The sequence below is a fragment of the Streptomyces sp. SS7 genome (genome assembly GCF_037993025.1).
GTDB lineage: Bacteria > Actinomycetota > Actinomycetes > Streptomycetales > Streptomycetaceae > Streptomyces.
Genome location: NZ_CP141223.1, coordinates 47402 through 61064, shown reverse-complemented (window position 1 = coordinate 61064; position 13663 = coordinate 47402). Strand labels below are relative to the sequence as shown.

Here is a 13663-nt window from a genome sequence, read left to right as displayed (position 1 = left end):
GGGAAAGGCCGCTTCCCCCTCACCCGCGGAAGGCGGGCTTGTCAGCCTGCGCGCCGCGCTGCGGCTTCCTGTTCCTTGCCGGTCCCGCCGCTCTCGCCGGCTTCTGCGGCCTCGCCCGCACCCGCCTTGGTCTCCCGCCGGGTCCAGCCGCCGTTCACGACGTAGGTGGCCCCGCCGACGGCGAGGGCGACCGGCCATTCGAGCGCACCGGCGATGGTCAGTGCCCCCAGGCCGCCGTAGAAGACCAGATCCCTGCCCCGGAACTCGGGCAGTCGGGAGGCCATTCCCGCCGCCCTGGCCTTGAGATCGCCAGGAGCCATGCCGCGCTCAGAGGTCTGGGCCGCGCCGGAGTTCATCTGAGCTGCACTGGAAGTCATACACATCACTCAGATCATATGAATTGCGACGAACGCTTCCCTTCAAGTGTGCCGCGCATCGGCCACGGGCGGTAGCGCGAGCCCGGCGAAGCGAGCGGGCGGCACCACGGTGACGCACCCCCGCAGGCGGGCCGGGTTCGCCTCCCTGCCGCCCCGCAGCCGGGTTCCCGATCGGCGCATCCGGCCCGGGCCGCGCGGGACTGTAAGAACAAAACCACACATACTGGACTCAGCCGTGTGTCCTCCCGGGCGCTGGCCGCGACCCCCGTCGACGATGGTGGAGGCCATGTGATCCAGCCGGCGCGCCCCCCGTCCCCATTCGCCCGTTTCATTCCATCCGGCACCGGACTGTCCGGAGCGGTCCGCTCCGCCTCGCAGTGGCTGACCAAAGCGCCGGCGGCGCTGCCGGTCGTAGGGCAGTTGCTGCGGCCGGGTGCGCCCCAGCTCTGGCAGACACCCGGCGGCGTACAGATCGAGGTCCTGCGCCTGGGACGGCCCGGGACGGCCGGCGCGGCCCGTGAGGTGGAGAGGACGCTGCAGGAGGTGCCGGGCGTCTACCGCGCCGAGGTGAACGGCGCGCTGGGCTGCGTGTACGTCGGTTGCGGGCCCGAGGCCGACCTGGAGCGCGTCGTCGCCCTGGTCTGCGCGGCGGACGCCGTCGCACCGCAGCCGGGAACCGGCGACGGGGGCGGGCCGGGTGCCGACGCGCAGCGAGTACGGCGCCCGGTCGGTTTCCCCGGCGCGGCGGGGCAGGGGATCGAGGCGGCCCTGCACCTCGGTGCGGGGCTGGCGGCGGTCGGGGTGGCGTCGGTCGGCAACGTGCTGCGGCTGCGCGGCCTCCCTCCGGTGGTGATCTCGGCGGCGCAGCTCGTCGAGGCCACGCCGCGGCTGCGCGAGGGGCTCGCCGGCCGGCTCGGCGACAAGGGCGCGGAGCGGGTCTGGGCCGCCACGAACCTGCTGCTGACGACGCTGACGTTCCGGCCCCTCGGCGCCGCGGCGACCACGGTGCTGACCGCCCTCCGGTACGCGGAGGTGCAGGCCCGCCGCAGGGCTTGGGGGGATTGGGCTCGCACGCTCGCCGCGCACGATGGGGTGTACCGCCACGATGCGGTGTCGGCGCAGGAGCGGCCGGCCGCGTTGCCGCCCGCGCCGAGCGAGCGGTACGCCAACGTGGCGGTACCGGTGGCCCTCGCCGCGTACGGCCTCACCGCGGTCGGCACGCTCAGTCATGACCGGGGGCTGGCGCTGCTGACCGCCGGGACCCCGAGAGGTCCGCGCTTCGGACGGGAGTCGTTCGCCTGCTCGGTGGCGCAGACCGTCTCGGACCGTGGGGCGCTGGTGCTGCGCCCGGAAGCGCTGCGCCGCCTCGACCGGATCGACACGGTCGTCCTCGACGCCCGGGTGCTGGCCACCGGCGGATGGACGGTCGAGAGCCTGGTGCGCCTGGAGCCGCCCGGCGGACGGCCCGGCCGGGCGGAGTCCGGACCGGACGGCGCACGCCGCCCTGATGCCGCCGGGGACGGCCCGGGTGAGGACGAGATCCACGCCTGGATCCTCGAACTGATCGAGCCCGGCGGCCCGCCGGACCGGCGGCCTCGGCAGGGCACCGGCCACGCGCGGCCGCTGCGGCGGGCGGGCTGGGAGCTGCGGCCGTACACCGGTGCCGACGACGTTCCCGACGACGTTCCCGGCGGCGGGACGGTGTCCGAGGAGACCGCCGCGCGGGCGGCGCGCTGGGCCGAGGAGGGGGCACAGGTCGTGCTCGTCCTGCGGGACGGCACGCCGGTGGCCGTGGCCGGCCTGGTCCCTCAACTGCACGCTCTCGCCCACCACTTGGTGCGCACGGCGGGCGAGTGCGGCCAGGTGCGGCTGGTTGGCGGCCCGGTGGGGCTGCACCGTCGGTTCGGCCTGCCCGAGGCGGTTCCCACCGGCCACCGCCGGACCGCCGCGCTGGTCCGCTCCCTCCAGGCGCGGGGGCACGGTGTGGCCGTGGTGTCGGCGCGAACCCGGCGTGCCCTGGTGCACGCGGATCTGGGGATCGGAGTGGTCACGGGTGCGCGCCGGGTCCCCTGGGAGGCCGATGTCGCCGCCCAGCCGGATGTCGTCCATCTGCTGCTGGCCGCCCTGCCCGAGGCCCGGCGGGTGAATGTGCTGTCCACCCGCATGGAGAGCGCCGGCGCGCTCGCGGGCTCGGCCCTCGCCCTGCTCGTTCCCCGCTCCGCAGCCTGGGCGCGGGCCCGCATGGTGACCGACGCGGTGACCGTCGCCGGGCTCACCACGGGCTTCTGGGCGGGCTGGCGGCTGCGGCGCCGCCCGGCTCCGGCAGCCGTCGAGCGCACTCCGTGGCACGCCATGACGGTACGTCAGGTCATGGCGCGGCTGGGTACCTCCTCGCGAGGCCTGGACGAGGCCGAGGCCGCCCGGCGCCGGCATGTCGAGGGCCGGGACCGGCACGCCGGTGCCCTCACGCTGATCGGCAGGTTCGCGGAGGAGATGGCGAATCCGCTCACGCCCGTCCTGGCGGTCGGCGGCGGCATCTCGGCGGCTCTCGGCTCCGCCCTGGACGCCGTGCTCATCGGCGGGGTACTGGGGGTCGACGCGTTGGTCGGCGGTGTGCAGCGGCAGAAGGCCGACCGGGCGGCCGAGCGGCTCGTCGAAGCGACCTCGGTGCGCGTGCGGGTGCGCCGCGGGAGCCGGGCCGAGGCAGTCGAAGCGGCCGCGGAGCATCTGGTGCGCGGCGATGTGATCGAGCTGCGGGCCGGTGACGCGATCCCGGCCGACTGCCGGGTGGTGCAGGCGCAGGGCGTGGAGGCCGACGAGTCCAGCCTCACCGGCGAGTCGCTGCCGGTCGCCAAGACCGCCGCGCCGTCCGCGGCGCGCGCTGTCGCGGACCGGACCTCCATGCTCTACCAGGGAACGACGGTCGCGGCCGGTCAGGTGCTCGCCGTGGTGGTCGCCACCGGGACCGCCACCGAGGCCGGCAGCGCGGCCGAGGCGGGCCCCTTGGACGGGCTGCCGGAGAGCGGTGTGGAACGGCGGCTGAAGTCGCTGGGCCACTGGTTCCTGCCGCTCTCCGTCGGGTCCGGCCTCGCCCTCCTCGCCTTCGACCTGCTGCGCAGGCGGCCGCTGGGCGCCGCCCTGGGCTCCGCGGTCAGCCTGTGCGTCGCGGCCGTGCCCGAGGGGCTGCCGTTCGTCGCCACCGTCGCCGAGCTGGCCGCGGCCCGCCGGCTGTCCACCCGCGACACCCTCGTGCGCAGCGCCTCCACCATCGAGGCACTGGGCCGCACCGACGTGCTGTGCTTCGACAAGACCGGCACCCTCACCGAGGGCAGGATCAGCCTCCAGCAGGTCTCCGACGGGCTGGACCGCCGTCCCCCGGACCGGCTCTCCCCGGCGCTGCGGCGGATCCTCGCCACGGCGGCCCTGGCGGGTCCGACCGGGCCGGCCAGGGCGCTCGCCCACCCCACCGACCGCGCCATCGCCACCGGGGCCGAGCTGCTAGGAGAGTCCCCCTCCCGGGCCGCCGGGCTCGGCACGGACAGCTGGGAACGGGTGGTGGAGCTGCCGTTCGAGCCCGGGCGCGGCTATCACGTGGTGCTGGGGCGATCGGACTCCCAGGCGCGGATCGCCGTCAAGGGCGCGCCCGAGGTCGTGCTGGCCCGCTGCGACCGGATCCGCCGGGAGGGCACCGAGGCGCCCTTCGGAGACCGGCAGCGGGCGGAGATCGAGGCGGAGATCGACCGCCTGGCCCGGCGGGGCCTGCGGGTCCTCGCGGTCGCCGAGCGCGTCCTGCCTTCCGGCGCACCGCGGGACGAGGCCGCACCCGCGGATGTCAGCGACGAGAACCTCGCCGGACTGTGTCTGCTGGGCCTGCTGGGACTCGCGGACCCGGTACGGGCCACCGCGGCCGACAGTGTGCACAGGCTCGCCGCCGCCGGGGTGCGGATCGTCATGGCCACCGGGGACCACCCCAGTACCGCCGCCGCCATCGCCAGGGAGCTGCTGCCCGAGGAGGAACCGCGGCTGATGACCGGTGGGGAACTGGACTGCCTCGACGATGCCGCGCTCGTGCGGGCCCTGCCGCACATCACCGTGTTCGCCCGGGTGACCCCGGCGCACAAGGTCCGCATCGTCACCGCCCTGCGCTCGGCGGGACGGGTCGTGGCCGTCACCGGCGACGGTGCCAACGACGCGGCCGCCATCCGGATCGCCGACGTAGGTATCGCCCTCGGGTCCCGGGCCACTCCGGCGGCCCGTTCCGCCGCCGACGTCGTGGTGACCGACGACCGTATCGAGACCATCGTCGACGCCATCGTCGAGGGCCGTGCCATGTGGGCCTCGGTCCGCAAGGCGCTGGGCATCCTGCTCGGCGGCAACCTCGGAGAGATCATTTTCACGCTGGCGACCAGTCTGCTCACCGGGCGCAGCGCGCTGAACGCACGCCAGCTCCTCCTGGTCAACCTGCTCACCGACATGCTGCCCGCCCTGGCCATCGCCGCCCGGCCCCCGGCCGACCACACGACGAAACTGCTCGCGGAGGGGCCCGAGGCCTCGCTCGGCGCGGCCCTCACCCGCCACATCCGGCTGCGGGCCGCCGTCACCACGGGTGCGGCCGTCGCCGCCTGGGTGATCGCCCGGGCGACCGGCACCCGGGGGCGCGCCGACACGGTCGCCCTGGTCGCCCTGGTGACATCCCAGCTGCTCCAGACGCTGCAGGACGCGGGCCGCGACCCGGTGGTCGCCGCCGCCGCCCTGGGGTCCTTGGCGGTGCTGGCCGTGGTGGTGACCGTGCCGGGGCTCAGCCACTTCTTCGGCAGCCGGCCCCTGGGTCCCGCGGGCTGGACGATCGCGCTGACGTCGGCGGTCGGCTCCGTGGTGCTGCCCGCCTTGGTGCAGCGTGCGGCGGGTTCCGCTGCCCGCCCGGCGCGGGGACGGGCGCGTCCCGCGCCACCAGAGGAAAGTGCAAGTTCACCTGCCATGCATCTTCAAGTCGCCTCTCGGTAGCCGTGACACCGGACAAAGGAGCGGTTCCCGGCACGACACACACGAAAGGCGGCTGAATCATGCCGCAGATCCTGGCCACGATTCTGACCAAGGCGGCGGTCGCCCTGCTCGAGGCCGCCCTGATCCGCCTGTCCCTGCACCTCTGGAAGACGTTCGCCGGCGGCGGGCGCCCGGTGACCGCCCACGCCTGATCCGTCACCGGACGTCAATTTTTCCCTTTTTCCAAGAATTAGGTGTTTTATCACCGTCCGCGGTTGGAGGCTGGAGGGGGACCCCTCCACGCACGCTCCCCAGCACCGGGAGAACGGACATGACAGCCCCACACACCCAGCCAGAGCCCCAGCGAGAACCACCGACACCCGAGGGCACGACGGCCCGGACCGAGACGGCCGAGGCGCAGGCACCGCCGGCGCCGGAGGCGTCGGCGGAACGCCGCCAAGAGGTGGCACAGAACCGGGACGAGCCGACGGGCGGCAAGGTGGTGCACCTGCACACCGCGCATCCGACGGTTCCCATCCCCTATGTGACCCCCGGCGACATGTTCACCAACGCCCGCGCGGCCGCGTCCCTGCTGCCCTCGCCCCGCAAGCTCGCCTACTACGGAATCCTCGGCGGCATGGCCGTGGTCGGCGCCCTGGAGTGGCCGGTCGCCGTCGCCGTCGGCGCCGCCACCGAAGTGATCACCCGCGAGCAGGGCGCCCGTAAACGAGCCGGGCAGACGCAGGAGCGGCGTCGTCAGGCCGGACCCGAGCCTTCCGCCCGGACGGAAGCCGCCCAGCGGGAGACCGCGACGGTATGAGTGACGAGCCGACGCGAACCCCGTGAGTTCGACGCGGCTTCCGGGAGCGACGCCGACCTGCGTCAAGCCTCTTCCAGGGCATCGCCGAACTCACGGAGTACCCGGCTGTGGTGGTTGTGGGCAAGCTGGTGCCCGACTGCCAGGACCAGCGCCACCGGCCATTCGACGATCTCCAGGGCGGCCAGAGCACCCAGGCCCGCCAGGAAAGCGAGCTGGTCCAGCGGGAGCAGTTCGACACGGAGGCCGAACACGTCCAGGGCGACGGTGTTGTGCGTCACCGCACGCTCGGCCGCCACCCGGGCGTTCTGCGGGTCGCCCGCGGCGGGGGCGGCGGGGGCAGCGGGCTGAACGCGGCCGATGTCCTGGGGAGTGACGTTCGCTGCGGTCATTTTGTCGTCATCCCTTCCCGATCCCCTCCCACGGTTTCCCCTCCATCCACCATAGGTAGGGCGCGGGGACAGCGGCGTGCCGAGCGGCAGCAGCCGGTCCGCATCGCGTCCATGACCAGCGAGCCGATGGACGTTCCACTCCCCGTGTCCTGCGACACGGAGCCCGTGCCGGACCCCGAAGGCGGTGGTGCCCGACCAGGCAGCGGTGGCCCTCATGGTTCCAGCGGCGGCGGCCGTGGCTCCCCTCGCATCGGACCGTGCCAGACGACGTGCCGGGGCCAGCTGCGTGTTAACGCTCGGAGGGGGGCTTGTTGGTGTATCGCGGGCTTGCTGGCCTGGTGTGTTGTGGGTTGGTTGAGGGAGGCCGGGTGCACGGTTCCAGCGGGCGGGTCGGGGTGTGAGCTGGGGCTGTGCCGTGTGTGCTGCGGCTGTCAGCTGCATGCCGACCGGGTCAGGCGGCGCCGAGTTGGGGGGCGTGCCGCTGCTGCATGGTTCCGAAGATCGCCGACGACTTCACCCCACCCTCCGACGGGCCGCCGCACGACACGGGGCAGGGAACCGTCCGCCGGATCGACGACAAAGAGGCCTGGTTGGCCTACGTAGCCGTCACCCGTACCCCGCGCCGCCTCGACATCGGCGGCCTGTCCTGGATCAACGAGCATCCGGAAGGAGCATCGGCCGGTCCTCAGCCACCGCGGTGACGCCCAGGGTAGTTCCGGGCGTTCGGAGCCTCCGACGGGAAGATGCTGGAGTGCGTACGGTGCGCCGCCACTGCCGTGGGTGGCCGCCACCGCCCGGGCTCCGGCTGCGCCGGGCCCTGCGCCGCCGTGTCGTGGACCTCGTGTGCCCGCGGTGCCTGTCCGATCGTGCGGTGGAAGAGGCGCGCCAGGCGAATCGGGAAGCCCGGCGCGCGGCCCGACGGCTTCCGCGTTGATCAGGGCGGCATGGATCGCTCGTGCCCGAGAACCTCAGCTCCCTCAGAACGCTGAAAGCTTTTCTGCATTAATGATAGTGAAAAGCTGATTAAGATGCGTAAGTTGCATGGATTCGGGTAAGATGATGGCATGGGATTGCGCTTGGAGGAGTCGCTGCGGCTGACGGTGGCCGCGTTGATGCAGGTAACGGGTGAATCGCAGCGGTCGGTCGCGGGGGTGCTGGGACTGACGCAGACACAGGTGTCGCGCCGGCAGTCGGGCGCCATCTCCTGGAGCCTGCGCGACGTCGACGTCCTGGCCGAGCACTACGGCATCGGCGCGCTGGATCTCCTGGCGGGTCCGACCAGAGCGTGCGAGGCGCTGCCCGCCGACAGGCGCCGTACCGTGCGGGCCGAAGCGAGGGGGACGGACCGGTGAGCGACTTCGACGCGATCGACTCGCTGCTCGACGCCGTCGGCCCCCAGGCCGAACTCCCGCCCTGCCACGTGCGCCGCGAGCTGCGAGAGCGGGCTCGGCTCTCCAAGGCACAGGTGGCACGCGCGCTCGGCGTGAGCCCCTCAACCCTTAGCGGATGGGAAAGCGGCCGGGACCCGGCCGGCGAGATCCGCACCAAATACGCCTACCTGCTGGACGGGCTGAACGCCAAGCTCGCCACCGAGACCGAGACCGAGACCGAGGCGGCGCCGGCTGCGGAGCAGCCCGTCACGTCAGGCACGGCCGCGACGGTCACCCCTTTGTCTTCGTCCGGCCTCGGCCAGGACGAGGACGGGGACGACGTGGAGCTGCTCGTCGCCCCCGAGCCCTGTGTGCTGTGCGGCCATCCCGCCGGACAACGCGTGGCGGGGTTCGCTCAGCACCTGACCCCGGCCGACTGCCGGCCCACCGCCACCGGGGCCCCAGCTGCCCCGCCGGCCGGACAGCCCACCGCGCACACCTCGAAAGCGCCGCTGCGCACGACACGTCCGGCGCGTGCGACGGAGCGTTCCAAGGGCCCGGCCCGCCACGCGTTCCAGGAGACGTCCGGCCCGGTCGACCTGATCCGTGAGGCCGTGCAGGGTGCGCTTGCCGAGCACCGGGGCGACGTCGACGCAGCCACGGCGGCGCTGGTGAAGCGGGCCATCCCGGACGCGATGCGACTGCTGGACGAGACCCGCAAGGGCGCCCGCTACGACGTGATCGCGCACCCCTGGATCCCCGACATCCTCAAGAAGCAGACCGCGCGCGGCGCGGATCAGATCTGGGAAGCCCGCCCCAAGTGGACGCGTCACGAACTCCCGCCCGGCCGGCATCAGGTGACCGCGCTCGACATCAACGGCGCCTACCTCTCCGCCCTCAAGACGCACCTCCCCCTGGGCCAGCTCGAGCACTCCACCGGCCTCGCCCACGACCGCCGCCGCTCCGGAGTCCACCTGATCACCCCGCCCGAGTGGGAGCACGAGGCGGTGCTGCCCAACCCGATCGGCCAGCGGGACGAGCCCGGCCCCCTGTGGGTCACCGAGCCGACGCTCCGCCTCCTGCTGCGCCTGTCCGGCCCCAGGCACCAGCTGTGCGAGCCTCCTCAGATCCACGAGTCGTACACCTCCGGGGCCACGGAGAACCTGCTGGAGAAGTTCCGCATCGCCCTGAAGGACGCCCGCGACACGGCGATCGAGCAGGGCGACACGGTGACGCTGGAGTACGTGAAGGCGATGTACGCGAAGTTCGTCTCCACGATGGGGGAGTCGAACTACAACCGGGAGCTCTACCGTCCGGACTGGATGCACCTCATCCGCAGTCAGGCCTTCGCCAATCTGTGGCTCAAGGCGCTCAAGGCCCATGACGAGGGCCTGGCCGTCGTCCGGGCGATGGGCACCGACGAACTCCACGTCATCGGTGACTGGCGCCGTGTCTTCGCCGAAGGCCGAGCTGTTACCGAGGTCAAGGTCAAGGACACGTACACCGCCGGAACCGACGCCGCTGAGCACGAAGGCGAGGGGGAGTAGTGCCCGAGAAGAACATCGACTTCGGGAGGTTCGGCGCCCGGGGCATCAAGGGCAGCGACGCCGTCGCGCGCAAACTCGACGAACTCGCGGGCGGCATCGCCACTCCCGTGACCGCCAAGCGCGGCTGGATGGCGCGCCTGCACTACCTGACGAAGTCGGCCCCGACCCTGAAGGCCGCGCAGGACGCCGGACTCACCGTGACCCGCCGGACGCTGAAGGCATGGCTGGAGGGCAGACGCCGCCCCTCCAAGACCAGCCTGGAACGCATCGACCAGGCGTACCGGACGGTGCGCCGGCACAACGTCGCCCGCCATCTCCTCAGACGCCTCAACCGCGACGGACGTGGCACCCGGGTGGAGATCCACCCGCTCAACCAGTCCCAGGTGCCGCAGCAGCTGCAGCGCGTGGTGGAGTACCGGACGATGAACGTGCGCCGCTGGGACCGCATCGTCGGCTCCTGGGCGGCCGGCGACCATCAGGGCCTCGACGCCGCGTGGCAGGACACGATCGTCGACCTCGGCTCGCAGTGGGGCCAGTACGAGTACGTCACCAACGTCGGCTTCGCCGCATAGAGCCCGCGCCGAAACGTGGTCTTCGGCGCCTGCTGGGATGGCGTAGGGTAGGGGACACCGACGCGGGGTGGAGCAGCTCGGTAGCTCGCTGGGCTCATAACCCAGAGGTCGCAGGTTCAAATCCTGTCCCCGCTACTGCCGAAAGCCCGGATCTACACGATCCGGGCTCTTTCGCGTTCCCTGGACGATCCTCGCCGCGCCATCTGTTTCCTCCCGCCCGGCGCCGCCGTGTCGGCACAGGTCACCATGGATACGCGCGCGTGTCGGGGCCGTGATCCCCTCAGCGGCGGCTCACCCAGCAACCAGCTCCGCATGCAACTGGAGTCCTACGTACTGGCAGCCCGCCTCGAAGACGTCGTCGACGCCGCCAACACCCGCCTGTCACGCATGTCCCACCACCGCTTCACCCTCGTCCACTCCGACGACAGAGCCGCCCGAGGGGCCAAATCAGGCCTGGGACCTCAAGGTCCTCGACGCCTGGAGCGGACGCAAACGCCACACCGACACCCTCTCCGGCGGCGAATCCTTCTACGTCTCCCTGGCCCTCGCCCTGGGCCTGGCCGACATCGTCACCGCCGAAGCCGGCGGCCAGGCACTGGACACCCTCTTCATCGACGAAGGCTTCGGCACCCTCGACGAAGACACCCTCCACCAAGTCCTCGACGTCCTGGACTCCCTACGCGCCCACGACCGCACCGTCGGACTCATCAGCCACGTCCCCGAACTCCGCCGCCGCATCACCCAACGCCTGCACATCTCCAAGAACATCGACGGCTCCACCCTCACACATCTGACCGAAGCGGCCGAATGACCCCAGGCGGACGCCGGACCCGCCCCCGCCGACGAAACGCAAGCCCCAGGCCGCGCACACTCACCGATCTTCAACCCGCCGTCGGCCCAAGGCGTAGCCACAACCGCCGGGGCTGCCCGTACCCCTCTCGGCCCCGCCGAGAAGGCAGCCCCACAGCGCCCCTGCGTCGAAAGCCGCCCATCCCTGAAGGCACCCGGCCTGCCTCCCAAGAAGGAGCGCATCGAACACGTACTGCTTCATGCCATTTCTGCACGTGATCGAAGTGACGGAAACAGAGCACTGCGGTGCATGAGCACCTGCATCGGCCACCACAGCCGTACCAGAACACGCCAGTCCAGTCCGCATGCCAGGAGTTTCCGCAGACCCGAGAACCACTGTCCCGCATGTTCGAACCCCGCCCCGTGACCGCATCACGGCGCGTTTTCGAGGCACCGCCAAGGCTTCCACTGATCGAACCGGCCGATTTGTCAGTGCCCGCTGCTACACCAATTCCCGTAGCTCAGACCGCAGTCGGCGGCCTGACGACACGGAGGAGGAAGCAGTGGCGAAGCCGCCCGAGGGCTCCTACAAGGTGCGAAGTCATTACCGACGCAAACCCCGCCCCAGCGCGAAGAAACTGAGCGGCTGGTCGATCGCAGGGCTGATCGCGGTGGTGTGGCTATGGTGAGCTGACCCCCGTTTCGTGGAGTCCCTGAAGCCAGGCTTATGATCCTGGCCCGAAGGAGAACCACGAGCAGTGCCAGCACCACGTAAATACCCCGACGAGCTCCGCGAGCGTGCCGTCCGCGAGGTCCGCACCACCGGCCGTCCGATCGCGCATGTCGCGAAGGACCTGGGCATCCACAAGGAGGCCCTGCGCGGCTGGGTCCGCCAAGCCGAGGCGGACACCGGGGAACGCGACGACCGGCTGACCACCGCAGAGCGGGACGAGCTGAAACAACTCCGCCGGGAGAACGCGGAGTTGAGGCGGGCGAACGAGATTCTGAAGGCCGCGAGCGCGTTTTTTGCGGCGGAACTCGACCGTCCCCGGACGAGGCCGACCAGGTGATCGAGCACCTCAGGGACAAGGGCCTCGGGGTCGGGTTCGCCGGCCGGGTGCTGGGGCTGTCCGAGTCGGCGTACTACGCGCGCAAGAAGCGGCCGAAGTCGGCCCGCCGACTGCGGGACGAGCAGCTCATGCCGCTGATCGAACAGGTCCATACCGAGTCCGGCGGCACCTATGGCGTCCGCCGGATCACCCGCGCGCTGCGGCGCAGGGGCGTCCACGTGGCCCGCTGCACCGTCGAGCGGCTGATGGCCGAACTGGGCCTCGAAGGCGTCATCCGCGGCCAGCGGCGCCGCACCACCGTGCCGGAGCCGGCGGCACCCAGGCCGCCGGACCTGGTCGACCGTGACTTCACCGCGAGCCGACCCGACCAGCTCTGGGTGGCCGACATGACCTATGTCCGCACCTGGACGGGCTGGGTGTATGTGGCGTTCGTCCTGGACGTCTTCTCCCGGACGATCGTCGGCTGGCAGGTCGCGAACCACATGCGAACCGAACTGCCGTTGGACGCACTGGAGATGGCGTTGTGGAGACGGAAGATCAAGAAGGACTCCGGCCTCATTCATCACAGCGACCGCGGGGCGCAATACGTATCAATTCGCTATACCGGGAGGCTGTCCGACGTCGGGGCTTCGGCCTCGGTCGGCTCGGTCGCGGACAGCTATGACAACGCGATGGCCGAGGCCCTGAACGGCACCTTCAAGGCCGAGCTGATCGAGATGCAGGGCCCCTGGAGGGACGTCGACCAGCTCGAGCGGGCGATCTTCCAGTGGGTCGCCTGGTACAACGAGGAACGGCTCCACTCCGCCCTCGACTACGTACCGCCCGCCGAGTACGAACGCGACTGGTGGCGACAGCAGGAGGCCACCCCGCAGTCCGCCTGAAACAAGATCGCCGGACTCCACGAAACTCGGGGCAGCTCAATGGAGCCAGCTCATCGGCTTCGGAGAGGCCTCCCCGACACCACCGCAAACCCCTACACCATCAGTGTCAGCGAGCGTGGGCCACTGATGCCCCGCCGCTCGCCCCGGCTACGCCCACCCCGCGGCGGCAGGGAACAGGCCGCCGCCGCGGCCGTCGCCTGCGCCGCACTCTGGCTGCTGGCCAAGATCGCCACAGCCACATGGCAGGCAGCCGTCCGCATCTGGCCATGGCTCGCCCTCCTCGCGGCTCTCGCCCTCGGCTACGCAGCCTGGCGGTTCATCCGTGAACTGCAGGCCCGGAAGGTGCGGGCCGAGACGCTGGCCCGGCTCCGGATCACGCTCGCGCAACTCGACGCCATGGACGACCAGGCCTTCGAATTCGCCCTGCGTGACCTGCTCCTCCGGGACGGCTGGAACGCACGGCAGGTCGGCCGACAAGGAGACCAGGCCGCAGACGTCATCGGCGAGGACCGCCAACGCGGCAGGATCGTCCTGCAGGCCAAGCACACGACCGTCGCCGGCAAGGTCGGCTCCTCAGTGATGTACCAGGTCAAAGGCACCGCAGGCCCCGCACACGGAGCCGATATCGCAGTCGTGGTCACCAACGGCTCCTTCACCCGGGACGCCAGAGCATGGGGCGAACGCCACCAGGTGCACTGGATCGACCGGGACCGCCTGCGCCGGTGGGCCGAACACGGCACGCCCCTGCAAGAACTTCTGCGCCTGCCCACGGCACGCAAGACAGCCTTCCGCCGGGCTGCCTGAAACCAAGCGGAGAAAGCCCGAGCCCCGAGCATTCGCCCCCTGTCCGCATCCGACAACTGAT

The 13663-nt window shown here is 71.7% G+C and carries 11 protein-coding genes, 1 tRNA gene and 2 pseudogenes; 12 read left to right on the top strand and 2 right to left on the bottom strand.

The window, feature by feature from the left end:
- Nucleotides 1–41: 41 nt before the first annotated feature.
- Complete coding sequence (locus U5640_RS00275) at nucleotides 42–377, bottom strand: hypothetical protein (RefSeq protein WP_340373774.1); 336 nt, start codon at nucleotides 375–377, stop codon at nucleotides 42–44.
- Nucleotides 378–614: 237 nt separating this feature from the next.
- Between U5640_RS00275 and U5640_RS00270 the strand changes: the two genes are divergently transcribed.
- The 3 genes from U5640_RS00270 (at nucleotide 615) to U5640_RS00260 (ending at nucleotide 6180) form a co-directional block, all read left to right on the top strand.
- Complete coding sequence (locus tag U5640_RS00270; RefSeq protein ID WP_340373773.1) at nucleotides 615–5381, top strand: cation-transporting P-type ATPase; 4767 nt, start codon at nucleotides 615–617, stop codon at nucleotides 5379–5381.
- 59 nt (nucleotides 5382–5440) lie between these two features.
- Nucleotides 5441–5572, top strand: coding sequence for a hypothetical protein (locus U5640_RS00265; protein ID WP_340373772.1), 132 nt, complete (start codon nucleotides 5441–5443; stop codon nucleotides 5570–5572).
- A gap of 119 nt (nucleotides 5573–5691) precedes the next feature.
- Nucleotides 5692–6180 (top strand): hypothetical protein, encoded by a 489-nt coding sequence (locus U5640_RS00260; RefSeq protein WP_340373771.1) that lies wholly within the window; start codon nucleotides 5692–5694, stop codon nucleotides 6178–6180.
- 62 nt (nucleotides 6181–6242) lie between these two features.
- On the opposite strand, the gene U5640_RS00255 is transcribed toward U5640_RS00260, so the two are convergent.
- Entirely contained in the window at nucleotides 6243–6569 is a 327-nt protein-coding gene (locus tag U5640_RS00255; RefSeq protein ID WP_340373770.1) for a hypothetical protein, read from the bottom strand.
- Between the two features lie 488 nt (nucleotides 6570–7057).
- On the opposite strand from U5640_RS00255, the gene U5640_RS00250 reads away from it, so the two are divergent.
- The 9 genes and pseudogenes from U5640_RS00250 to U5640_RS00210 all read left to right on the top strand — a co-directional run bounded on the left by U5640_RS00250 (nucleotide 7058) and on the right by U5640_RS00210 (nucleotide 13602).
- The gene (locus U5640_RS00250; protein ID WP_340373769.1) at nucleotides 7058–7270 is read left to right on the top strand and encodes a hypothetical protein; all 213 of its coding nucleotides are present in this window, start codon (nucleotides 7058–7060) and stop codon (nucleotides 7268–7270) included.
- Nucleotides 7271–7633: 363 nt separating this feature from the next.
- Nucleotides 7634–7921, top strand: coding sequence for a helix-turn-helix domain-containing protein (locus tag U5640_RS00245; protein ID WP_340373768.1), 288 nt, complete (start codon nucleotides 7634–7636; stop codon nucleotides 7919–7921).
- Nucleotides 7918–9486, top strand: a complete 1569-nt coding sequence (locus U5640_RS00240) for a helix-turn-helix transcriptional regulator (protein ID WP_340373767.1) — start codon at nucleotides 7918–7920, stop codon at nucleotides 9484–9486. Before U5640_RS00245 ends, U5640_RS00240 begins: the two co-directional genes overlap by 4 nt.
- Nucleotides 9486–10058: a transcriptional regulator gene (locus tag U5640_RS00235; protein WP_340373766.1), complete on the top strand. Its 573-nt coding sequence runs from the start codon at nucleotides 9486–9488 to the stop codon at nucleotides 10056–10058. The genes U5640_RS00240 and U5640_RS00235 overlap by 1 nt, the downstream gene beginning before the upstream one ends.
- A 61-nt stretch (nucleotides 10059–10119) precedes the next feature.
- A tRNA-Met gene (locus U5640_RS00230) sits at nucleotides 10120–10193 on the top strand.
- A gap of 147 nt (nucleotides 10194–10340) precedes the next feature.
- Nucleotides 10341–10869: pseudogene (locus tag U5640_RS00225) on the top strand (SbcC/MukB-like Walker B domain-containing protein); the annotation flags it as partial.
- A 541-nt stretch (nucleotides 10870–11410) separates the two neighbouring features.
- Nucleotides 11411–11536 (top strand): hypothetical protein, encoded by a 126-nt coding sequence (locus U5640_RS00220; RefSeq protein ID WP_340373765.1) that lies wholly within the window; start codon nucleotides 11411–11413, stop codon nucleotides 11534–11536.
- 69 nt (nucleotides 11537–11605) lie between these two features.
- Nucleotides 11606–12798 (top strand): annotated as a pseudogene (locus tag U5640_RS00215) (IS3 family transposase).
- Nucleotides 12799–12924: 126 nt separating this feature from the next.
- The gene (locus U5640_RS00210; RefSeq protein WP_340373764.1) at nucleotides 12925–13602 is read left to right on the top strand and encodes a restriction endonuclease; all 678 of its coding nucleotides are present in this window, start codon (nucleotides 12925–12927) and stop codon (nucleotides 13600–13602) included.
- Nucleotides 13603–13663: the final 61 nt, after the last annotated feature.